This is a genomic window from Citrobacter sp. C348, from assembly GCF_047467975.1.
Lineage (GTDB): Bacteria > Pseudomonadota > Gammaproteobacteria > Enterobacterales > Enterobacteriaceae > Citrobacter > Citrobacter gillenii.
This window is the reverse complement of record NZ_JASJUJ010000020.1, coordinates 1-20,675: the sequence shown is the minus strand read 5'-3', so window position 1 is coordinate 20,675 and position 20,675 is coordinate 1. Positions and strand designations below refer to the sequence as shown.

The window sequence follows — 20,675 nt, the reverse complement described above, 5'->3', positions numbered from 1 at the left end:
GTATTATTGTCATCATTGCGGTTCATCCCCATGAGGATGCCCGGTTAATCAGAGTAGCGGGTTCTGCGCGGTATATTGTTGCTAAGTGATTGCTGTTACAGCATAAAAACATGATGTCAGGGGTGCTAAATAGATTAATATCTGTGGATGCCAGTCAGAAATGCCCCGTTAACGAAAGTGAAGGAGAGAAACGTGCCAGAAGTCATTGCCGTCAGCGACACGCTGGAACTGCGAGCCGTAGAAGAGCAACACGTCACGCCATTGCATCAGCTGGTGCTAAAAAATAAAACCTGGCTGCAGCAGTCGCTGAACTGGCCACAGTTTGTCGAATCCGAGGATGACACACGCAAGAACGTGCAGGGCAATATGATGCTGCACCAGCGCGGCTACGCCAAAATGTTTCTGATTTTTGAACAGCAGAACGTGGTGGGGGTGATCTCGTTTAACCAGATCGAACCGTTGAACAAAGCTGCCTATATTGGTTACTGGCTGGATGAAGAACATCAGGGGAAAGGCATACTGTCCCGGGCGCTACAGGCGTTTATTCAGCATTACGCGCAGCGCGGCGAGATCCGCCGTTTTATCATTAAATGCCGGGTGGATAACCGTGAAAGCAATCAGGTCGCACAGCGCAATGGTTTCCTGCTGGAAGGTTGCCTGAAGCAGGCGGAGTTCCTCAACGGTGAGTACCATGATGTGAATCTCTACGCCCGTATCATTGATTGCGCCTCAGAATAAGCCTGCCAGAGGCGTGCGGGTAATACGTTGCTCGCCGTTGATTACTTTCGGGCCGCGCAGATGAATCGCGTCGCCCGCAAAGGCCTCGATGCAAGCCTGGCCGGTAACCTCAATGAGATGTTCGATCAACACTTCTCCCACGATACAGGCATGGCCTTCAATGAGAATGCGATCGTCAAGCAGGATTGGACCACCGCGCAGCTGCGCATGCCCCCCAACCAACACGTGATGCTTCAGAACACAGTTACCCTCGACCACGGCGTGTTCCGCCACCTGTGAGCTGTAACGCAGGGTAGGAATGGCATCTTCATCAGTTCCGGAACTAACCCGGGCATGGCCGTAAACTTTCGCGCAATCGCAAATCCAGACGTTATTTTCTTCATTGCCTTCTATTCGCGCAAAATCAAAAACTTCGGCGCGGTGTTCGATAAAGGCATAATTGACGACAGCGTCGCCATAGATTTGCGCCTGATGCACCACGCGCGAGTTGCTGATGGTTGCGCGGTCGTAAAGGTGCAAAATCTGGTCGCTTTCACGGGTTAATCCTTTGGCGGCAATGATTTCTGAACCACTCAACACGCGAGCCTCACCGGAAAGGAGGCATTCCCCACGAACCGTCGAATCTTTGACCGTGACGTTGTCACGTAGTTCTGCGCCATGGCTGATTTCTGCCTGGTCAATCCATGCGTTATCGCCAACTTGCGCCCCTTCTCTGATCACGCTTGCACCGGTAATGCGGGCGTTGCCGGAGATAACCGCCCCGGCAAAGGCGATGGCATTCTCATCGTAAATCCAGCAATCACCGTTTTGCGCCAGCACGCTATCGTCGTCAATCCAGCCGCCTGGTGTACCGGCTTGCACATCATTAAAGTCGGTGAGGGCGATGATCTGGTGTAGCAATACGTTTTTTTTGTGGCCATTATCCTGATAACTGAAGGAACGTGGCTCATCGCTCAGACGGTATTTGGTCATAAAGAATTTCCCAGTTGCGCACCTTAGTTAAACGTAGCAAAGTTTTCAGCACTGGCTAAACAGCCGTAAATTCCATAAAATGTATTTCAAATATACTTTAAAAAATAAACAAAATGAGTAATAAGAAGCATAGTGAGCAAGTTCTTAATCTTCCGGCCGGTTATTTTGGCATGGTACTGGGCACCATCGGGATGGGTTTTGCCTGGCGATATGCCAGTCAGATATGGCCGGTGAGCCACTGGATAGGTGACGGTCTGGTGATCCTCGCGATGGTCATTTGGGGGCTGTTGACGCTGGCATTTATGACCCGTCTGGCGCGTTTTCCCCACAGCGTGCTGGCGGAGATACGTCACCCGGTGATGAGCAGTTTTGTCAGCCTTTTCCCTGCTACCACTATGCTGGTGGCGATTGGTTTCGTTCCCTGGTGCCGGCCCTTAGCCGTGGTGTTGTTTGGTATTGGGGTGGTGATCCAGTTGTCGTACGCAGCCTGGCAAACGGCAGGGCTGTGGCGGGGTTCTCATCCGGAAGAAGCCACCACGCCGGGTTTGTATCTGCCGACCGTGGCCAATAACTTTATCAGCGCCATGGCCTGCGGCGCGCTTGGTTACACTGATGCCGGGCTGGTGTTTCTCGGGGCGGGCGTCTTCTCCTGGTTAAGCCTTGAGCCGGTTATTCTGCAGCGTTTACGCAGTTCTGGTGAACTGCCGGCGGTATTACGTACCTCGCTGGGTATTCAACTGGCCCCGGCGCTGGTGGCCTGTAGTGCCTGGCTCAGCGTCAACGGTGGCGAAGGCGATACGCTGGCAAAAATGTTGTTCGGCTATGGCCTGCTGCAACTGCTGTTCATGTTGCGTCTCATGCCGTGGTATCTGTCTCTGCCGTTTAATGCGTCGTTCTGGAGCTTCTCGTTCGGCGTGTCGGCGCTGGCAACGACGGGGCTGCATTTAGGCCACGGCAGCGAGTCAGGTTTTTTTCATACGCTGGCGATCCCGCTGTTTATTTTTACCAATTTTATCATTGCGCTATTGCTGGTACGTACATTTGCATTGCTGATGCAGGGAAAACTGCTTATTCGCACGGAGCGTGCAGCATTACTGAAATCTGAGGATAAATAATGACCCGTTGTGACGAAAACTACTTTACTGAGAAATATGATTTAACCCGCACGCATTCCGATGTTGTTGACGCGGCAAAAATTGTTACGCCAGGCAAAACGTTAGATCTGGGTTGCGGGAATGGCCGTAACAGCCTGTACCTGGCGGCCAACGGCTATGACGTGACCGCATGGGATAAAAACCCGATGAGCATCGCTAATTTGCTGCGCATTAAAGACGCTGAAGGGCTGACCAATCTGCACGCTGAGGTAGCGGACCTCAATGCGTTACGCTTTGACGGTGAATATGATTTTATTCTTTCCACCGTAGTGATGATGTTCCTCGAAGCAAAAACTATCCCGGGCCTGATTGAAAATATGCAACGCTGCACGAAATCGGGCGGATATAACCTGATCGTTGCGGCCATGGATACCGATGATTTTCCGTGCACCGTTGGGTTCCCGTTTGCGTTTAAAGCCGGAGAATTACGCCGCTATTACAGCGGTTGGGATCTGCTGAAATATAACGAAGATGTGGGTGAACTTCATCGTACGGATGAGAACGGCAACCGTATTAAACTGCGCTTTGCCACAATGTTGGCGCGTAAAGCTGGTTAACCTACCCATTTGTGATAAGCCTTTCTACGTTCAGCATTTTTTTTGTGCTGAACGTTAAGCTAACGTTAAGATAAAATTGTGCGGTCCTTACCATTTTTAGTGCATCCAAAATGATTCTGATTTGCTATTCTTTTCAGGCATCATTGCGAAAACTAAAGGGATCGTTCCATGCGTACTCAAACTTTATTTAAAGTTGCAGTGCTTACTGGCCTGTTGGCATTATCTGGCTGTGCATCAAAAGTGACTCAGCCGGATAAATATTCTGGGTTTTTAAAAAACTATTCGGACCTGAAGGAAACTAAATCAGCAACCGGACAACCGGTGCTCCGTTGGATTGATCCTAACTTTAAAGAATCCAATTACGATAACATCGTTTATAACCCAATCACGTATTATCCGGTTCCTAAACCAACCACCCAGGTTGGACAACAGGTGCTTGATAAGCTGCTGAACTATACCAACACGCAGATGAAAACCTCCATTGCTAAGCGTAAGCCGCTGGTGACAACGCCTGGCCCGCGTAGTCTGATTTTCCGTGGAGCAATCACCGGTGTGGCGACCAGCAAAGAAGGACTACAGTTCTATGAAGTGGTTCCGGTCGCGCTGCTTGTTGCCGGTACACAGATGGCGACAGGTCACCGCACCATGGATACCCACCTCTATTTTGAAGGTGAGTTGATCGATGCGGCAACCAATAAGCCAGTGATTAAAGTTGTTCGTCAGGGTGAAGGTAAAGACCTGAATAACGAAAGTACGCCGATGGCGTTCGAAACGTTGAAGAAAGTTGTTGATGACATGGCGACCGATGCCTCCATGTTTGACGTAAATAAAAAACAATAATGAAAAACGCACCGTCTGCTTTCTGCGGATGGTGCGATTTTTTTCAGGCTACCCGGCGACGGTACAGCAGTTTCCCCATCAGCATTTCCGGGCGGGTGAACATCACCAGATTCCCCAGCAAAATCAGTACTAATCCGGCAATGGCATTAATCTGCCAGACATACCCCTCATACAGCGTAGACAGCGTCAGTGCCACCAGTGGAAAAAGCAGCGTGCTGTAGGCCGCCTTACTGGGACCGATACGTCCGACCAGCGTGAAATAGGCGCCAAAGGCAATCACCGAACCAAAAATCGCCAGATACAACAGCGCACTGAGGTAACTGAAGGTCCACTGAGGTGTGAAGTTATCGCCGCGCACCAGCGCAATGGTAGCAATCAACACGGTGCCGTATAACATCGCCCAGCTGTTGGTGGTCATCACCTCGAGGCCATTTTTCTGATGGCGCAGGCTTATCATGTTGCCCAGTGAGAAACCAAACGTTCCGAGAGCGCTCAAGGCAATGCCCAGCAGCAGCGAGTGATTTAACCCGCTGTTGACTAAATCTTGCCAGAACAAGGTGACGATGCCTGTCAGGCCCAGTCCGGCGGCGACATAAAAACGTCGCGGCGGTTTTTGACCAAAAAACAAGTAGCTATTAACCGCGTTGAACAGGACGGCCATTGAGAAAATAACCGATTCGAGTCCGGTATTGATCCATGCGGCGGCCGTGTAAAAACACCAGAAGTTAAAACAAAAAACGCAGCTACCTTGAAGCAAACAAAACAGATGGTCACGCGCGGAAAGCTTACGCAATTTTCCGCTGACCAGCAGAATGACTATCATCACCGTGCTGGCAACGGCAAAGCGCCAGAAGATAGAAACAGGGGCGGCAACCGGGCCTTGTTGCAGGTAAATGGCAATCCATGTCGTGCCCCATATCACCACCACCAGGCTGTACAGCAGTGCGTTCATACATCGCTCTCATTTTGCGTATTCAAAGGCAGACTGTGCCACGCCACCTCTGAGGGCGCTTTCATCCGATTGCGGGAGACTTGCAAAATCTTGCGCTTTTTTTTATGCAAAGCGGAAAAGGGGGCTGTTAACACCCTGTTGCTGAGATAGACTGAAAGTCTGCTCACAACGTCTTTGAAAGTGATGGTATGCCTCAGCCCTACGATGCCTTTGAAAACTTACGCAAACATAATGCCGTGCTGCATGAATCGGTTGCGTTACATTCTGGGATCCAACTGGCGGCATGGTCAAACAAACGCGATACCATCACCCAATACTGCGATCACCATACACTCAGCTTATACGTTGCAGATGGCTACGAGAGTTATCACAAAACGGCGGGCGGCTGGAAGAACGGCGGTGGCCCGGACCGCTTCTGCCTGATGCCCAAAGAGAGTGAATCCAGCTGGGATATCCGCGACGATCTGTCGTTTGTGCATCTCTACTGCACCGACGCGCATTTGCGTGAGGTGGGGGAGAAAGTCTGGGATAAGAGCCCTTATAGCGTCACGCTGGACGAACATACTTTCGGCAGCGATCCGGGGATCACCGCTGTGTACCGCCAGTTTCTACTTGGTAATGACTGGCAACAGCCTGCTAACCATCTCACGCTGAGCGCCGCATCTTCGCTGTTATTAACGCACCTGATCCAGCATTACAGTAACGTACAATGGCGACCGCCGATGGTCACGGGAGGACTCGCGCCCGTCACCTTACGTAATGTGCTGGCCTATATCGACGCGCATTTGGCGTACCCCATCACCCTGAGCGATTTGGCAGGTGAAGCGGCGTTGAGCGATTTCCACTTTGCCCGAATGTTCCGCCAGTCGATGAACATGGCGCCCCATCAGTATGTCATGCAGCGCCGTATGGCGCTGGCGCAGCAGCTGGTTTGTTACTCTTCCCGCAGCTTGTCTGATATCGCGATGGCCTGCGGGTTCAGCTCCGCCAGCCACTTCAGCAACCGTTTTAAGCAGGTGACGGGCAAAACGCCCTCGCAGCTACGTGCGGCGCGCTAATCTCAGCACTGTGTAGCACACCCCTCCGGCAATTAATCCCCAAAATGCGGAACCAATACCCAGCAGCGTCAACCCGCTGGCGGTGACCAGAAAGGTGATAATCGCCGCGTCACGCTCGGCTTCGTGATGCAGCGCCTGATACAGGCTGCCGCTAATCGTCCCCAGCAGCGCCAGACCGGCCAGCATCTGGATCCAGCTCACCGGCAGGGCCGCCATTAACCCGGTCACTGAACCGCCGAATACGCCTGCCAGCAGATAGAAAACCCCCGCGGCGGCGGCCGCTAACCAGCGTCGCTGGGCGTCCGGGTGCGCTTCCGGGCTTTGGCATATCGCGGCGGTGATGGCGGCAATACAGATGGAGTAGACGCCAAACGGGGAAAACAACAGCGCCAGCAGGCCGGTGAACACGATCAACGGCGAAATGGGTAATGAATAGCCGGAGGCCTTCATGGTGGCAATGCCGGGGGCATTTTGCGAAGCCATGGTTACCAGAAACAGCGGTAGGGCAATGCTGATGCTGTGCGCGAGGGAAAAGTGGGGGGCGATAAATTCCGGCATCACCGGTGAGAGAGTGATGTTGTTAGTGACAACGTCACCTTTTATCAAGGCAATCATTATCCCCACTAACATCGCAGCAATGACCGCGTAGCGCGGGGCGACAACTTTGAACACCAGCCACGCTAACAGCATGCTGCCGCACAGGAGTAGCTCATTGTTAAAACTATTAAATGCCTGCAGGCCAAAACGCAGCAGGATCCCGGCCAGCATTGCCGATGCCAGCGAGTGAGGGACTATCTGCATCAACCGGGCGAACAATCCGGTCACGCCGCACAGGACAATCAGCGCATTGGCGACAATAAATACGCCAATTGCCTCCTGCATGGTTAAACCCTGCAGACCGGTGACCAGCAGCGCTGCACCGGGCGTTGACCACGCGGTTAATATCGGCGCACGGTACCATAACGTTAATGCCAGCGTACTGACGCCCATGGCGATGCCCAGCGCGGTCATCCAGCCGGCAATTTGCCCGGTAGTTGCCCCGGCGGCTATCGCCGCTTGCCAGATAATCGCCGCTGAACTGGCGTAGCCGACCAGCACAGCAACAAAACCAGACAGTACGGTAGGCAGAGGGAGTGAATATGTGCGCATAGCGGCTCAGCGTGCGTTATAACGGTCGGTCACTGTAGCACTGTGCGCTATAGCGTACAAGTGATAGTCTAGTGCTTTGCCACATGAGATCGAGGGAGATAACGAATGGACAATGTTACCCACTATCTGGCGACCACGCTCAGGGCGTTACGTCAGCAGCGGGAATGGAGCCTTGCACGTCTGGCGCAGGAGACCGGCGTGTCAAAAGCCATGCTGGGGCAGATTGAGCGCAACGAGTCCAGCCCAACGGTGGCGACATTATGGAAAATCGCCACCGGGTTGAACGTTCCCTTTTCGACCTTTATCACGCCGCCGGAAGCGGAGAGCACGCCCGCATTCGACCCGCAGCAGCAGGCGATGATCGTCACGCCGCTGTTCCCGTGGGATCCACAGCTCTGCTTTGACCATTTTTCGATACTGCTGGCACCGGGAGCGCTTAGCGAATCTACCCCGCATGAGACCGGCGTTATTGAACATGTGGTGGTGATTAACGGCCTGCTGGATATGTGTATTGGCGGCAGGTGGCGAACGTTAAACACCGGTGAGGGCGTACGATTTGCCGGAGATACCGCGCACAGTTATCGAAACAGTAGCGAACAGACGGTTCACTTTCATTCGCTCATCCATTACCCACGGAGTTAATAGGGAAAACTATTTCGCAACGTCGCGCTTCTGACTACAATAGCCGCCATTTTACCGCTTTTGGATGGTAACAACCGTATGCCTCAGCAACCTCATCGTCTTGAATTGTTAAGCCCGGCCCGTGACTCCGCGATTGCGCGCGAAGCCATTTTGCACGGCGCAGATGCCGTTTACATTGGTGGACCGGGGTTTGGTGCACGTCATAATGCCAGTAACAGCCTGAAGGATATTGCTGAACTGGTGCCTTTCGCCCATCGCTATGGGGCAAAAATCTTTGTGACGTTGAACACGATTTTACACGATGATGAGCTGGAACCCGCTCAGCGGTTGATTACCGACCTGTATCAGACCGGCGTTGATGCCCTGATTGTACAGGATATGGGGATTCTGGAGCTGGATATTCCGCCCATTGAGCTGCATGCCAGCACCCAGTGTGATATTCGCAGCGTCGAGAAGGCTAAGTTTCTCGGTGATGTTGGGTTTACCCAGATTGTACTGGCGCGCGAGCTGAGTCTGGAACAGATTAGCGCCATCCATCAGGCTACCGACGCGACCCTTGAGTTTTTTATTCACGGTGCGTTGTGTGTGGCGTATTCCGGCCAATGCTATATTTCCCATGCCCAGACCGGGCGCAGCGCTAACCGTGGTGACTGCTCTCAGGCTTGTCGCCTGCCGTATACCCTGAAAGACGATCAGGGGCGGGTGGTGTCATACGAAAAACACCTGCTGTCGATGAAAGATAACGATCAGACCGCTAATCTGGGCGCGTTGATCGACGCAGGCGTGCGGTCCTTCAAAATTGAAGGCCGCTACAAAGACATGAGCTACGTGAAAAATATCACCGCCCATTATCGCCAGATGTTGGATGCGATTATCGAACAGCGCGGTGATTTGGCCCGTGCCTCAGCCGGTCGTACAGAACATTTCTTTACCCCCTCAACGGACAAAACGTTCCACCGTGGCAGCACAGATTACTTTGTCACCGCCCGCAAAGGGGATATCGGTGCATTTGACTCGCCGAAGTTTATCGGCTTGCCGGTAGGCGAAGTGCTGAAAGTAGGTAAAGATTACCTTGATGTTGAAGTGACGGAGCCGCTGGCTAACGGCGATGGCCTGAACGTGTTGATCAAACGCGATGTGGTTGGATTTCGCGCCAATACCGTCGAGAAAACGGGGAACAACCGCTATCGGGTCTGGCCGAATGAAATGCCGGCCGATCTGCATAAAGTGCGTCCGCATCATCCGTTGAATCGTAACCTCGATCATAACTGGCAGCAGGCGTTGACCAAAACGTCCAGCGAACGTCGCGTGGCGGTCGATATTGAACTGGGCGGCTGGCAGGAACAGCTGATCCTGACGCTCACCAGCGAAGAGGGCGTGAGCATCACCCACACGCTGGACGGCCAGTTTGAGGAAGCGAACAACGCGGAAAAAGCGCTGAGCAATTTGCAGGAGGGGCTGGCAAAGCTTGGGCAGACGCTGTATTACGCCCGTGATATTCAGGTGAATCTGCCGGGCGCACTGTTTGTGCCGAACGGTCAGCTTAATCAGCTGCGTCGTGACGCCGTTGAAATGCTGGACGCAGCGCGACTGGCCAGTTACCAGCGTGGCCGCCGCAAACCGGTAGCCGACCCGGCCCCGGTATACCCGCAAACGCATCTGAGTTTTCTGGCAAACGTCTATAACCATAAAGCGCGCGCGTTTTATCACCGTTATGGTGTTCAGCTGATTGATGCTGCTTATGAAGCGCATGAGGAAAAAGGCGAGGTGCCGGTAATGATCACCAAGCACTGCCTGCGTTTTGCCTTTAATCTGTGCCCAAAACAGGCCAAAGGTAACATCAAAAGCTGGAAAGCAACGCCAATGCAGTTGGTCAACGGTGACGATGTGCTGACGCTGAAATTTGATTGCCGACCGTGCGAAATGCACGTCATCGGCAAGATGAAACATCACATTTTGAAAATGCCGTTGCCGGGCAGCATCGTGGCTTCCGTCAGTCCGGATGAACTGATGAAAACGCTGCCGAAGCGTAAAGGCTAAGCGTTAACTTTGATGGGTATCGGGTTTGCGTGATTTTTGCCAGTGATGGTGTTCGCGGAGATCGGCGGCGGATTCTTCCGCCGTCATACGCAGTTCATCGCTGTCAGCCGTGTGACGTAATAAGTGATCGGCATCCTGCACCTGAAGATATTCATGTCCCTGATTAGTAGCGAAAAGCTGGCCAGAAAAAAGCGCACTGGTCAGCAATAACACCGTTAACCCTTTCTTAAACATCATTCACCCTCTGGTACGTTTTAACAAAAATTGCGGTAATTTCGTCGAGTGACTATTTCATTATTTAATCGGGTTAAAGGCAATCGGTGTTTCATCAATTCGCCGGTTATTGCATTTTTGTTTATATAACGTTGGGATTTTAGCTGTCGGGTAACGCTACGCTACCCGACCAATATGAATGCAGACTCAGGACTTAAAACCTGCTGCCGTCATCAGCACACGGAAGGCCATGCCAACAGCGGCCAGGGCCAGCACGCTGCCGCCCCACAGGATCACCAGCCACATCAGGCGTTTCCAGATTGATTGTTGCATCAATGATACCCCTCACCAGGTTGAACTTTGCCGCGAAAAACGTAATAGCTCCAGAAGGTGTAGACGAGGATTATTGGGATAATCAACAAGGCACCTACCAGCATAAAACCCTGACTTTGTGGCGGGGCTGCCGCCTGCCAGAGGGTGATGGAGGGTGGAATGATATGCGGCCAGATGCTGATCCCCAGTCCACTGAAACCGAGGAAAATTAACCCCAGCGTGAGGATAAACGCCAGCGCATGGCTGTGCTGCTGGCCCAGCGAACGCCACAACCACAGGCTGATCAGCGCGACCAGGAGTGGAACCGGCATCAGGAACCACAGGTTTGGCAGGCTAAACCAGCGATCGGCAATGGCGCTGTGCGCCAGCGGCGTCCACAGACTGATAATGGCAATGACGACCAGCAGCGCCAGCAGCAGTTTTTTGGCGACGCTACGCATTTTATCCTGTAGTGGATTTTCGCTTTTCATCACCAGCCATGTCGCACCCAGCAGCGCATAGGCCACCACCAGGCCCACGCCGCAAAACAGCGTGAAAGGGGTGAGCCAGTCGAAAGGTCCGCCGCTGTAGCTGCGTCCGCTGACTGAGAATCCATTAAGCACCGCACCGACGACAACGCCCTGGGTAAAGGTGGCGAGGATTGAACCGCATATAAACGCTTTATCCCAGAATGGCCGGTGTGCGGGCGTTGCTTTGAAACGAAACTCAAAGGCCACACCGCGAAAAATCAGGCCGATTAGCATCAGGGTTAAGGGGATGGTCAGCGCATCGACGATCACCGCGTAGGCCAGCGGAAAGGCACCAAACAAGCCTGCGCCCCCGAGTACCAGCCAGGTTTCATTGCCGTCCCAGACCGGCGCGACGCTGTTGACCATCACATCGCGATCGTCGGGGTCCTGAATGGCCGGAAATAAAATGCCAATCCCAAGGTCGAAACCATCCATCACGATATACATCAGGGTGGCGAACACGATGATAACGAACCAGATAACTGATAAATCAATACCCATTAGCGATGTGCCTCCGGTTGAGAATCGAGGACCGCAGCGGAAAGCGGTCGTGCAGGAGTACCCGTTGGCGGACTCGTCGGGTCATCTTCCTGCGGTCCTTTACGGATCAGGCGGATCATGTAGCTGTAGCCCACACCGAAGACCGAACTGTAAACCACAAAGAAGGCCATCAGGCTGATGCTCATGTGCAAATCGCCATGTGCGGAAACCGCATCCGCCGTCCGTTGCAGGCCGTAAACAACCCACGGCTGACGACCGACTTCGGTGGTCACCCATCCAGCCAGAATGGCAATCAGACCGGAGGGTCCCATCCATAGTGCGAAGCGCAGGAAAGGACGCGAGGTATACAGGCGTTGTTTGTAGCGCAGCCACAGGGCAAATGTGCCGAGCAAGATCATCAACATCCCCAGTCCCGCCATAATGCGAAACGACCAGAACACCATGGTGGAGTTAGGACGATCTTCTTTCGGAAATTCTTTCAGAGCCGGAACTTGTTTATCCAGACTGTGGGTCAAAATCAGGCTGCCCAGCGCGGGTATTGCCAGCCCGTAGCGGGTGCGCTCCTGTTCCATATCCGGCCAGCCGAACAGCAACAGCGGGGTCGGTTCACCGGACACGTTTTCCCAGTGGCCTTCAATGGCGGCAATCTTGGCGGGTTGATGCTTCAGGGTGTTAAGTCCATGCATATCACCAATCAACGCCTGTAATGGGGCGACGATCAGCATCATCCACAGGGCCATTGAAAACATGGCACGAATTGCCGGCGTATTATTTCCACGTAATAGATGCCAGGCCGCCGACGCCGCGACAAACAGGGCGCTGCTCAGGAAGGCGGCGACGGACATATGCAGTAGACGATAGGGGAAGGACGGATTGAAGATGACGGCAAACCAGTCCACCGGCACGACTTGTCCGTTGATAATTTCGTAACCCTGCGGTGTTTGCATCCAGCTGTTGGAGGCGAGGATCCAGAAAGTTGAAATAATGGTGCCCAGCGCGACCATACAGGTGGCGAAGAAGTGCAGACCTGGACCCACGCGCTGCCAGCCAAACAGCATCACGCCAAGGAATCCTGCCTCGAGGAAGAAGGCGGTCAGTACTTCATAGGTCAGCAGCGGCCCGGTGATACTCCCGGCGAACTCGGAAAAACCGCTCCAGTTGGTGCCGAACTGGTAGGCCATTACCAGGCCCGAAACCACGCCCATACCAAAGTTGACGGCGAATATTTTAGACCAGAAATGATACAGCGAACGCCAGGTGGGATTTTTGGTTTTCAGCCACAGACCTTCAAGCACCGCCAGATAGCTGGCAAGACCGATAGTAATGGCCGGAAAGATGATGTGAAACGACACCGTAAACGCGAACTGGATGCGCGCCAGGTGAAACGCGTCAAGACCGAACATGCTTAACTCCGCAGGCAAAATTGATTTAGCGCAATTCTATGCCTGAGGAACAGTGGGGGGCAGAAACAGAACAGTTCTTTTTAACCATAACAGTTGCTGTGCTGTTATTTGTTAGTGGTACTGATATGAAAACTTCATTTTTTAAACACCCATAAAATCAATTATTTATTCTATTTAAAGCACGCGACGAAAATTGATGCTGTGCAGGCTCGCGGTGTGAGCATGTGGTTAACCGCTTTCGTTCACAATGCAGTAAAAACACAATCCCATAACAGTTGTCAGAATGTTGTTAATTTTATTGACTGATATACACTGCGAGCGTCACCTGCATCTGACTCCCGAGAATCATCATGAAAAAATATCAACGGCTGGCGGAACAAATTCGCGATCAAATCGCCTCTGGCGTCTGGCAACCCGGCGATCGTCTACCTTCTTTACGTGAACAGGTGGCGACCAGTGGGATGAGTTTTATGACCGTCGGCCATGCTTATCAGCTGCTGGAAAGTCAGGGGCGGATCATTGCGCGGCCGCAATCCGGCTATTATGTTGCCGCGCGGCCCGAACGTGAGTCGGCAACCCCGCAATCGCAGGTTGTGCGCGATGAAGCGGTCGATATCAACACGTATATTTTTGACATGCTGCAGGCCAGCCGGGATGCTTCGGTGATGCCGTTTGCGTCCGCATTTCCCGACCCCCGTTTATTTCCCCTGCAGCAGCTTAACCGTTCGTTGGCGCAGGTGAGCAAAACGGCGACGGCAATGAGCGTGATTGAAAACCTGCCGCCGGGTAATGCCGAATTGCGTAATGCCATTGCACGTCGCTATGCACAGCAGGGGATCACTATTTCGCCGGATGACATTGTGATTACCGCCGGGGCGCTGGAAGCCCTCAACCTGAGCCTGCAAGCGGTGACCGAACCTGGCGACTGGGTGATTGTCGAAAATCCCTGTTTTTACGGCGCCTTGCAGGCGCTTGAAAGGCTACGTTTAAAAGCGCTGTCTGTTGCCACCGACGTCAAGGACGGGATCGATCTCGTCGCACTGGAGCAGGCTTTACAAGAGTATCCGGTGAAGGCTTGCTGGCTGATGACCAACAGCCAAAACCCGTTGGGGTTTACGCTCAGCGCAGAGAAAAAGGCCCATCTGGTCGCGTTGCTGGAAAAATACAACGTGATGCTGATCGAGGATGATGTCTACAGCGAGCTGTATTTTGGCCGTGAAAAACCGCTGCCCGCCAAAGCCTGGGATCGTGGCGACAGAGTGCTACACTGTTCGTCGTTTTCAAAATGCCTGGTGCCCGGATTTCGCGTTGGCTGGGTGGCGGCGGGGAAGCATGCGCGGCGCATTCAGCGGCTTCAATTGATGAGCACCTTATCAACCAGTTCCCCGATGCAACTCGCATTGGTGGATTACCTCGCTACCCGGCGTTATGACGCGCATTTGCGTCGGCTACGTCGTCAACTGGCAGAACGCAAACAGCAAGCCTGGCAAACGCTGCTGCGCCATCTTCCGGCGGAAGTCAAAATTCATCATAGCGATAGCGGCTATTTTCTGTGGCTCGAACTGCCTGAACCGCTTGATGCGGGCGAGCTCAGCACGCAGGCACTGGCGCACCATATCAGCATTGCACCGGGGAAAATGTTCTCGACGTCAGGAACCTGGACACGCTTCTTTCGCTTCAATACCGCATGGCACTGGGGAGAACGCGAAGAGCAGGCCGTGAAACAACTTGGGAAATTAATTCGCGAGATGATGAAATAATAATGAATGGGCTATTCAATATAAAAGAATAGCCCATTCTTATTTTTGAAATAGCACCAGTAAAATCACGATGTTATTTCTTCAGGTGCAACCATACAAAATATCAATACCTCTAATTATTCCCCTCAGTGCATCTAACTCGTTGTCTATACTCCAGAAGATTTAATAACGTTGCAATAACTGACAGCGTAATGAGCGTTAGCTCACAACCTGATTAAATTTCCTTGCGCCAGCAGGAACGCTGCCAACACCCCGACTACTTTTAGGAAAGGACATATATTTACGGCAAGGCTGCCGCTCATTATTTTTTTTCGACAGGAGTAAGACGTTATGAGCAAGCAATTTGCCCTCACGAGCCTGTGTGCGCTCAGTATGACACTGATGACCGCCCACGCAGCTGAACCCCCAACATCATTAGATAAACCAGAAGGACGCCTGGATATTATTGCCTGGCCGGGGTATATCGAACGTGGCCAAACGGATAAACAATATGACTGGGTCTCGCAGTTTGAGAAGGAAACGGGCTGCGCGGTGAATGTAAAAACGGCGGCTACCTCAGACGAAATGGTCAGCCTGATGGCAAAAGGCGGATATGACCTGGTCACGGCATCCGGTGACGCGTCACTGCGTTTAATTATGGGGAAACGTGTTCAACCTATTAATACTGCACTTATTCCGAACTGGAAAATCATCGATCCGCGTGTAGTCAACGGTGAATGGTTTAATGTCGGGGGAAAAGTGTACGGCACACCGTATCAGTGGGGGCCAAACCTGCTGATGTACAACACCAAGACCTTCCCAACGCCACCGGATAGCTGGAAGGTGCTGTTTGTAGCGCAAACCCTGGAAGACGGCAAAAGCAATAAAGGGCGCGTCCAGGCTTACGACGGTCCGATTTATATCGCCGATGCGGCGTTATTTGTTAAAGCCACCCAACCACAACTGGGCATTACCGACCCCTATCAGCTGACCGAGAAACAGTATCAGGCCGTCATTAAGGTCCTGAGAGATCAGCATAGTCTGATCCATCGCTACTGGCATGACACCACCGTGCAAATGAGTGATTTTAAAAACGAAGGTGTTGTCGCTTCCAGCGCATGGCCTTATCAGGCTAACGCCCTGAAGGCTGAAGGGCAACCTGTCGCCACCGTCTTCCCAAAAGAGGGGGTTACCGGCTGGGCGGATACCACCATGTTGCACAGCGAAGCAAAACATCCGGTCTGTGCTTACAAATGGATGAACTGGTCATTAACCCCGAAAGTGCAGGGCGACGTTGCCGCCTGGTTTGGATCGCTGCCGGTCGTGCCTGAGGGATGCAAAGCCAGCCCGCTGCTGGGTGAAAAAGGATGTGAAACCAATGGCTATAGCTATTTCGACAAAATCGCCTTCTGGAAAACGCCGATCGCCGAAGGGGGCAAGTTCGTTCCTTACAGTCGCTGGACGCAAGATTACATAGCCATTATGGGCGGTCGCTGATTCCGCTGGGGGTTTTATGACGTACGCAGTGGAATTTAACAATGTCTCGCGGTTGTACGGGGACGTTCGTGCCGTCGACGGAGTCAGTATTGCGATTAACGATGGTGAGTTTTTCTCTATGCTGGGGCCATCCGGCTCCGGCAAAACCACCTGCCTGCGCCTGATCGCCGGTTTTGAACAACTCTCAGGCGGCGCAATTAGCATTTTTGGCAAGCAGGCCAGCGAGTTGCCGCCCTGGGAGCGGGACGTCAACACGGTATTTCAGGATTACGCGTTGTTTCCGCATATGTCGATCCTCGATAACGTGGCCTATGGGTTGATGGTCAAAGGGATGGATAAAAAACAGCGCCATGCCAAAGCGCGAGAAGCGCTGGAGAAGGTGGCGCTCGGCTTCGTTTATGAGCGTAAACCGTCGCAGCTTTCCGGTGGACAGCGCCAGCGCGTGGCGATCGCCCGCGCACTGGTTAATGAACCACGCGTGCTGCTGTTGGATGAACCGCTTGGGGCGCTGGATCTTAAACTGCGTGAACAGATGCAGTTGGAATTGAAAAAACTACAGCAGGCGCTGGGCATCACCTTCATTTTTGTTACCCACGATCAGGGTGAGGCGCTGTCGATGTCCGATCGCGTGGCGGTGTTTAATAACGGCCGCATTGAGCAAGTGGACTCTCCCCGTGAACTCTATATGCGCCCACGCACGCCGTTTGTGGCGAGCTTTGTCGGGACATCCAACGTCTTTGATACCGCCATGTCGGCGAATGTCTGCGGCCTGCAGGGAATGTTCTCTCTGCGCCCGGAACACATTCGCTTGAATGATCCTGGCGCAGAAGTGCAGGCGCCTGGCGTTATTCAGGCGGTGCAGTATCAGGGGGCCGCGACGCGGTTTGAGCTAAAACTGGCCGGTGGCGAAAAGTTGCTGGTAAGCCAGGCGAACCTGACGGGAGAAACGCTGCCGTCAACGCTGTCGCCGGGTCAGCAGGTCATGGCCTCGTGGTCACGTGACGTGATGGTCCCGCTGGTTGAGGAGAGGTGAATGGCGATGAACGTTTTACATTCACCTCCCCAGACCACCAGGTTGAACAAAATCTCAGGTTATTTCTGGCGTAATCCGGGGCTGGGGCTGTTTTTACTGCTGCTCGGACCGCTGATGTGGTTTGGTGTCGTCTACTTTGGTTCATTGCTGACATTACTGTGGCAAGGGTTTTATACCTTTGACGATTTCACTATGTCCGTTACGCCAGATCTGACGCTGGCGAACCTGCAGGCGCTGTTTAACCCGGCGAATTACGACATCATTTTACGCACGTTGACCATGGCAATAGCGGTGACTATTGCCAGCGCCATTCTGGCGTTTCCGATGGCGTGGTATATGGCGCGTTACACCAGCGGCAAGGTGAAGGCCTTTTTTTACATCGCCGTCATGTTGCCAATGTGGGCCAGCTATATCGTCAAAGCCTACGCGTGGACGTTGCTGTTGGCTAAAGACGGCGTGGCGCAGTGGTTTTTAACCCATCTCGGGCTGGAGCCGATACTGACCGCGTTTCTGACGCTGCCAGCCGTGGGCGGGAATACGCTGTCGACGTCAGGATTAGGGCGTTTTCTGGTTTTTGTCTACATCTGGCTACCTTTTATGATCCTGCCGGTACAGGCTGCGCTGGAACGGTTACCGCCGTCATTGCTGCAGGCTTCGGCGGATTTGGGCGCCCGCCCGCGTCAGACCTTCCGTTATGTGGTGTTGCCGCTGGCTATCCCCGGTATTGCCGCGGGTTCAATCTTTACCTTCTCACTGACGCTGGGTGATTTTATTGTGCCGCAACTGGTGGGGCCGCCGGGCTTTTTCATCGGCAACATGGTCTATTCGCAACAAGGGGCTATCGGCAACATGCCAATGGCAGCAGCATTCACCCTGGTGCCGATTGTGTTAATCGCACTGTATCTGGCGTTCGTGAAGCGTCTGGGAGCGTTTGATGCACTCTGAACGCGCACCGTTTTTACTCAAACTGGCCGCATGGGGTGGCGTGATTTTCCTGCACTTTCCCATCCTCATCATCGCCGCCTATGCGTTTAATACCGAGGAAGCCGCGTTTAGCTTTCCGCCGCAGGGACTTACGCTGCGGTGGTTTAGCGTAGCGGCACAGCGTAGCGATATTTTGGAGTCAGTGACACTGTCACTTAAGATCGCCGCGCTGTCGACGGCCATCGCACTGGTGCTAGGAACGCTGGCGGCGGCGGCCCTGTGGCGGCGGGATTTCTTTGGCAAGAACGCAATATCGCTGTTGCTGCTGTTGCCTATTGCGCTACCGGGCATTATCACCGGTCTGGCACTGCTGACTGCATTTAAAACCATCAATCTGGAACCCGGCTTCCTGACCATCGTGGTGGGGCATGCGACGTTTTGTGTGGTGGTGGTATTTAACAACGTTGTGGCCCGTTTTCGTCGCACATCATGGAGTCTGGTTGAAGCGTCAATGGACTTGGGTGCAAACGGCTGGCAAACCTTCCGCTATGTGGTGCTGCCGAATCTTGCGTCGGCGCTGTTGGCCGGAGGCATGCTGGCGTTTGCGTTGTCGTTTGATGAAATCATCGTAACAACGTTCACGGCCGGACACGAAAGAACACTTCCGCTGTGGCTACTCAATCAACTGGGACGTCCGCGTGATGTCCCGGTGACCAACGTAGTGGCATTGCTGGTGATGGCGGTCACAACACTGCCGATTTTAGGGGCCTGGTGGCTGACGCGTGAAGGCGACACTCTCGCCGGAAACGGTAAATAAACGACAATATGGGAAATTGCTATGCAACATCAATTACTGATTAACGGTGAACTGGTCAACGGTGAAGGTGAAAAGCAGCCGGTCTATAACCCTGCTACCGGTGACGTGATCCTGGAAATTGCCGAGGCGTCAACCGTGCAGGTTGATGCAGCCGTCCGTGCCGCCGACGAGGCTTTTTCCAGCTGGGGGCAAACTACACCGAAAGTGCGTTCAGAGCTGTTACTGAAGCTGGCGGACACTATCGCCGAAAACGCGCAGACATTCGCTGAGCTGGAGTCGCTCAATTGCGGTAAACCGTTCCACTGCGTGCTAAATGATGAAATTCCGGCGATTGTGGATGTTTTCCGCTTCTTTGCCGGTGCCGCACGTACGCTGAACGGCCTGGCAGCCGGGGAGTACCTGGAAGGGCATACGTCGATGATCCGCCGCGATCCGCTGGGGGTGGTGGCGTCTATCGCCCCGTGGAACTATCCGTTGATGATGGCCGCCTGGAAACTGGCCCCGGCGCTGGCGGCAGGTAACTGCGTGGTGATTAAACCGTCTGAAATTACACCGTTAACGGCGCTGAAGCTGGCGGAGTTCGCGAAAGACATTTTCCCAGCGGGCGTGATTAACGTGCTGTTCGGGCGTGGTAAAACCGTGGGCGATCCGCTGACCGGTCATGAAAAAGTGCGTATGGTTTCACTGACCGGCTCCATTGCCACCGGTGAGCACATTATTGGCCATACTGCGCCATCGATTAAGCGCACGCATATGGAGTTGGGCGGCAAAGCGCCGGTGATTATTTTTGATGATGCCGATCTCGATGCGGTGGTGAGCGGCGTACGCACGTTCGGTTATTACAACGCTGGGCAGGATTGCACCGCAGCCTGTCGCATCTACGCGCAGAAAGGCATTTACGACGCGCTGGTCGAAAAATTGGGTGCGGCGGTCGCCAGCCTGAAAACCGGTTCACCGAATGATGAGTCAACAGAGTTGGGGCCGGTAAGCTCTCAGGCGCATCTGGATCGCATCAGCAAAGCGGTGGATGAGGCCAAAGCGCTCGGACACATCAAGGTCATCACCGGCGGTAAAAAGGTTGAGGGTGCAGGCTACTATTTTGCCCCAACGCTGCTGGCGGGCGCGAAGCAGGACGATGCTATCGTTCAGCGGGAAGTCTTCGGGCCGGTGGTCAGCATCACCCGGTTTGATGATGAGGCTCAGGTGCTGGCATGGGCTAACGATTCAAAATACGGGCTGGCATCCTCGGTCTGGACGCGAGATGTCGGTCGTGCGCATCGTCTCAGCGCGCGTTTGCAGTATGGTTGTACCTGGGTCAACACCCACTTCACGCTGGTGAGTGAAATGCCGCACGGCGGGCAAAAACTCTCCGGCTACGGTAAGGACATGTCGGTTTATGGACTTGAGGATTACACCGTTATCCGCCATGTGATGATTAAACACGAGTAAAATCAGCACCCGCGCATAGCCATAGGCGCACGGATAGCTAATTACTGGCAGACGTGTGTCTATACTATGCGCGCCACTGGCCTCGTCGCCATCGGACGGCGGTAAGTTGGAAATATCCGCGAGGTCAGGCTAATTTACCTACAGTGGAGTCGCGT

The 20,675-nt window shown here is 53.5% G+C and carries 20 protein-coding genes; 13 read left to right on the top strand and 7 right to left on the bottom strand.

Features of this window, described 5'->3' with window-relative positions; genetic code table 11:
- Positions 1 to 192 precede the first annotated feature (192 nt).
- Positions 193 to 738, top strand: a complete 546-nt coding sequence (gene rimL, locus QNN86_RS23430) for a 50S ribosomal protein L7/L12-serine acetyltransferase (RefSeq protein WP_181617000.1) — start codon at positions 193 to 195, stop codon at positions 736 to 738.
- Here rimL and ydcK read toward each other — a convergent pair.
- Positions 730 to 1,710 (bottom strand): YdcK family protein, encoded by a 981-nt coding sequence (ydcK, locus tag QNN86_RS23425; protein WP_182269778.1) that lies wholly within the window; start codon positions 1,708 to 1,710, stop codon positions 730 to 732. The two genes, rimL and ydcK, sit on opposite strands and share 9 nt — an antisense overlap.
- Positions 1,711 to 1,823: 113 nt before the next feature.
- Here ydcK and tehA point away from each other — a divergent pair, with 113 nt between their 5' ends.
- From tehA to QNN86_RS23410, 3 genes are all read left to right on the top strand, one after another.
- Positions 1,824 to 2,825, top strand: coding sequence for a dicarboxylate transporter/tellurite-resistance protein TehA (gene tehA / locus QNN86_RS23420; RefSeq protein ID WP_279278056.1), 1,002 nt, complete (start codon positions 1,824 to 1,826; stop codon positions 2,823 to 2,825).
- On the top strand, positions 2,825 to 3,421 hold the full coding sequence (tehB, locus tag QNN86_RS23415; RefSeq protein ID WP_181616997.1) for a tellurite resistance methyltransferase TehB: 597 nt from the start codon (positions 2,825 to 2,827) through the stop codon (positions 3,419 to 3,421). Before tehA ends, tehB begins: the two co-directional genes overlap by 1 nt.
- Before the next feature lie 168 nt (positions 3,422 to 3,589).
- Complete coding sequence (locus QNN86_RS23410; protein ID WP_096756965.1) at positions 3,590 to 4,261, top strand: DUF3313 domain-containing protein; 672 nt, start codon at positions 3,590 to 3,592, stop codon at positions 4,259 to 4,261.
- Between the two features lie 43 nt (positions 4,262 to 4,304).
- Here the strand turns inward: QNN86_RS23410 and QNN86_RS23405 are convergent, their stop codons facing one another.
- Positions 4,305 to 5,213, bottom strand: coding sequence for a DMT family transporter (locus QNN86_RS23405; RefSeq protein WP_414212393.1), 909 nt, complete (start codon positions 5,211 to 5,213; stop codon positions 4,305 to 4,307).
- A 188-nt stretch (positions 5,214 to 5,401) separates the two neighbouring features.
- Here QNN86_RS23405 and QNN86_RS23400 point away from each other — a divergent pair, with 188 nt between their 5' ends.
- The gene (locus tag QNN86_RS23400) at positions 5,402 to 6,271 is read left to right on the top strand and encodes a helix-turn-helix domain-containing protein (RefSeq protein ID WP_181616995.1); all 870 of its coding nucleotides are present in this window, start codon (positions 5,402 to 5,404) and stop codon (positions 6,269 to 6,271) included.
- Here QNN86_RS23400 and QNN86_RS23395 read toward each other — a convergent pair.
- Positions 6,254 to 7,420 (bottom strand): benzoate/H(+) symporter BenE family transporter, encoded by a 1,167-nt coding sequence (locus QNN86_RS23395; protein ID WP_414212392.1) that lies wholly within the window; start codon positions 7,418 to 7,420, stop codon positions 6,254 to 6,256. The two genes, QNN86_RS23400 and QNN86_RS23395, sit on opposite strands and share 18 nt — an antisense overlap.
- A gap of 105 nt (positions 7,421 to 7,525) precedes the next feature.
- Between QNN86_RS23395 and QNN86_RS23390 the strand changes: the two genes are divergently transcribed.
- Both QNN86_RS23390 and QNN86_RS23385 read left to right on the top strand, forming a co-directional pair.
- The gene (locus QNN86_RS23390) at positions 7,526 to 8,062 is read left to right on the top strand and encodes a helix-turn-helix domain-containing protein (protein WP_181616993.1); all 537 of its coding nucleotides are present in this window, start codon (positions 7,526 to 7,528) and stop codon (positions 8,060 to 8,062) included.
- Positions 8,063 to 8,140: 78 nt separating this feature from the next.
- A complete protein-coding gene (locus QNN86_RS23385) occupies positions 8,141 to 10,102 on the top strand; it encodes a peptidase U32 family protein (protein ID WP_414212391.1) in 1,962 nt (653 codons plus the stop codon).
- Between the two features lie 3 nt (positions 10,103 to 10,105).
- On the opposite strand, the gene QNN86_RS23380 is transcribed toward QNN86_RS23385, so the two are convergent.
- The 4 genes from QNN86_RS23380 to QNN86_RS23365 all read right to left on the bottom strand — a co-directional run bounded on the left by QNN86_RS23380 (position 10,106) and on the right by QNN86_RS23365 (position 13,061).
- Positions 10,106 to 10,336, bottom strand: a complete 231-nt coding sequence (locus QNN86_RS23380) for a DUF2554 family protein (protein WP_096756971.1) — start codon at positions 10,334 to 10,336, stop codon at positions 10,106 to 10,108.
- Positions 10,337 to 10,522: 186 nt separating this feature from the next.
- Entirely contained in the window at positions 10,523 to 10,648 is a 126-nt protein-coding gene (locus QNN86_RS23375; RefSeq protein WP_135912010.1) for a DUF2474 domain-containing protein, read from the bottom strand.
- The gene (cydB, locus tag QNN86_RS23370; protein WP_181616991.1) at positions 10,648 to 11,658 is read right to left on the bottom strand and encodes a cytochrome d ubiquinol oxidase subunit II; all 1,011 of its coding nucleotides are present in this window, start codon (positions 11,656 to 11,658) and stop codon (positions 10,648 to 10,650) included. Before cydB ends, QNN86_RS23375 begins: the two co-directional genes overlap by 1 nt.
- Complete coding sequence (locus QNN86_RS23365; RefSeq protein WP_117342827.1) at positions 11,658 to 13,061, bottom strand: cytochrome ubiquinol oxidase subunit I; 1,404 nt, start codon at positions 13,059 to 13,061, stop codon at positions 11,658 to 11,660. The genes cydB and QNN86_RS23365 overlap by 1 nt, the downstream gene beginning before the upstream one ends.
- A 350-nt stretch (positions 13,062 to 13,411) precedes the next feature.
- On the opposite strand from QNN86_RS23365, the gene QNN86_RS23360 reads away from it, so the two are divergent.
- From QNN86_RS23360 to patD, 6 genes are all read left to right on the top strand, one after another.
- Entirely contained in the window at positions 13,412 to 14,821 is a 1,410-nt protein-coding gene (locus QNN86_RS23360; protein WP_181540873.1) for a PLP-dependent aminotransferase family protein, read from the top strand.
- Positions 14,822 to 15,151: 330 nt separating this feature from the next.
- Positions 15,152 to 16,297: a putative ABC transporter substrate-binding protein YdcS gene (gene ydcS, locus QNN86_RS23355; RefSeq protein ID WP_414212390.1), complete on the top strand. Its 1,146-nt coding sequence runs from the start codon at positions 15,152 to 15,154 to the stop codon at positions 16,295 to 16,297.
- Positions 16,298 to 16,313: 16 nt separating this feature from the next.
- Positions 16,314 to 17,330 carry an ABC transporter ATP-binding protein gene (locus tag QNN86_RS23350; RefSeq protein WP_096756979.1) on the top strand — a complete coding sequence of 339 codons (1,017 nt, stop codon included), beginning with the start codon at positions 16,314 to 16,316 and terminating at the stop codon, positions 17,328 to 17,330.
- Complete coding sequence (locus QNN86_RS23345) at positions 17,331 to 18,275, top strand: ABC transporter permease (RefSeq protein WP_414212389.1); 945 nt, start codon at positions 17,331 to 17,333, stop codon at positions 18,273 to 18,275.
- Positions 18,265 to 19,071 (top strand): ABC transporter permease, encoded by an 807-nt coding sequence (locus tag QNN86_RS23340; RefSeq protein WP_096756981.1) that lies wholly within the window; start codon positions 18,265 to 18,267, stop codon positions 19,069 to 19,071. The genes QNN86_RS23345 and QNN86_RS23340 overlap by 11 nt, the downstream gene beginning before the upstream one ends.
- 21 nt (positions 19,072 to 19,092) lie before the next feature.
- Entirely contained in the window at positions 19,093 to 20,520 is a 1,428-nt protein-coding gene (patD, locus tag QNN86_RS23335) for an aminobutyraldehyde dehydrogenase (RefSeq protein WP_182269785.1), read from the top strand.
- Positions 20,521 to 20,675 lie beyond the last annotated feature (155 nt).

Coding starts and splice junctions, on each gene's coding strand:
- tehA (WP_279278056.1), top strand. CDS start 1,824: ATGAGTAATAAGAAGCATAGTGAGCAAGTTCTTAATCTTCCGGCCGGT.
- QNN86_RS23380 (WP_096756971.1), bottom strand. CDS start 10,336: ATGTTTAAGAAAGGGTTAACGGTGTTATTGCTGACCAGTGCGCTTTTT.
- QNN86_RS23345 (WP_414212389.1), top strand. CDS start 17,331: ATGGCGATGAACGTTTTACATTCACCTCCCCAGACCACCAGGTTGAAC.
- QNN86_RS23395 (WP_414212392.1), bottom strand. CDS start 7,420: ATGCGCACATATTCACTCCCTCTGCCTACCGTACTGTCTGGTTTTGTT.
- QNN86_RS23390 (WP_181616993.1), top strand. CDS start 7,526: ATGGACAATGTTACCCACTATCTGGCGACCACGCTCAGGGCGTTACGT.
- QNN86_RS23350 (WP_096756979.1), top strand. CDS start 16,314: ATGACGTACGCAGTGGAATTTAACAATGTCTCGCGGTTGTACGGGGAC.
- QNN86_RS23365 (WP_117342827.1), bottom strand. CDS start 13,061: ATGTTCGGTCTTGACGCGTTTCACCTGGCGCGCATCCAGTTCGCGTTT.
- QNN86_RS23340 (WP_096756981.1), top strand. CDS start 18,265: ATGCACTCTGAACGCGCACCGTTTTTACTCAAACTGGCCGCATGGGGT.
- ydcS (WP_414212390.1), top strand. CDS start 15,152: ATGAGCAAGCAATTTGCCCTCACGAGCCTGTGTGCGCTCAGTATGACA.
- QNN86_RS23410 (WP_096756965.1), top strand. CDS start 3,590: ATGCGTACTCAAACTTTATTTAAAGTTGCAGTGCTTACTGGCCTGTTG.
- ydcK (WP_182269778.1), bottom strand. CDS start 1,710: ATGACCAAATACCGTCTGAGCGATGAGCCACGTTCCTTCAGTTATCAG.
- cydB (WP_181616991.1), bottom strand. CDS start 11,658: ATGGGTATTGATTTATCAGTTATCTGGTTCGTTATCATCGTGTTCGCC.
- QNN86_RS23375 (WP_135912010.1), bottom strand. CDS start 10,648: ATGCAACAATCAATCTGGAAACGCCTGATGTGGCTGGTGATCCTGTGG.
- QNN86_RS23400 (WP_181616995.1), top strand. CDS start 5,402: ATGCCTCAGCCCTACGATGCCTTTGAAAACTTACGCAAACATAATGCC.
- QNN86_RS23385 (WP_414212391.1), top strand. CDS start 8,141: ATGCCTCAGCAACCTCATCGTCTTGAATTGTTAAGCCCGGCCCGTGAC.
- QNN86_RS23405 (WP_414212393.1), bottom strand. CDS start 5,213: ATGAACGCACTGCTGTACAGCCTGGTGGTGGTGATATGGGGCACGACA.
- patD (WP_182269785.1), top strand. CDS start 19,093: ATGCAACATCAATTACTGATTAACGGTGAACTGGTCAACGGTGAAGGT.
- tehB (WP_181616997.1), top strand. CDS start 2,825: ATGACCCGTTGTGACGAAAACTACTTTACTGAGAAATATGATTTAACC.
- QNN86_RS23360 (WP_181540873.1), top strand. CDS start 13,412: ATGAAAAAATATCAACGGCTGGCGGAACAAATTCGCGATCAAATCGCC.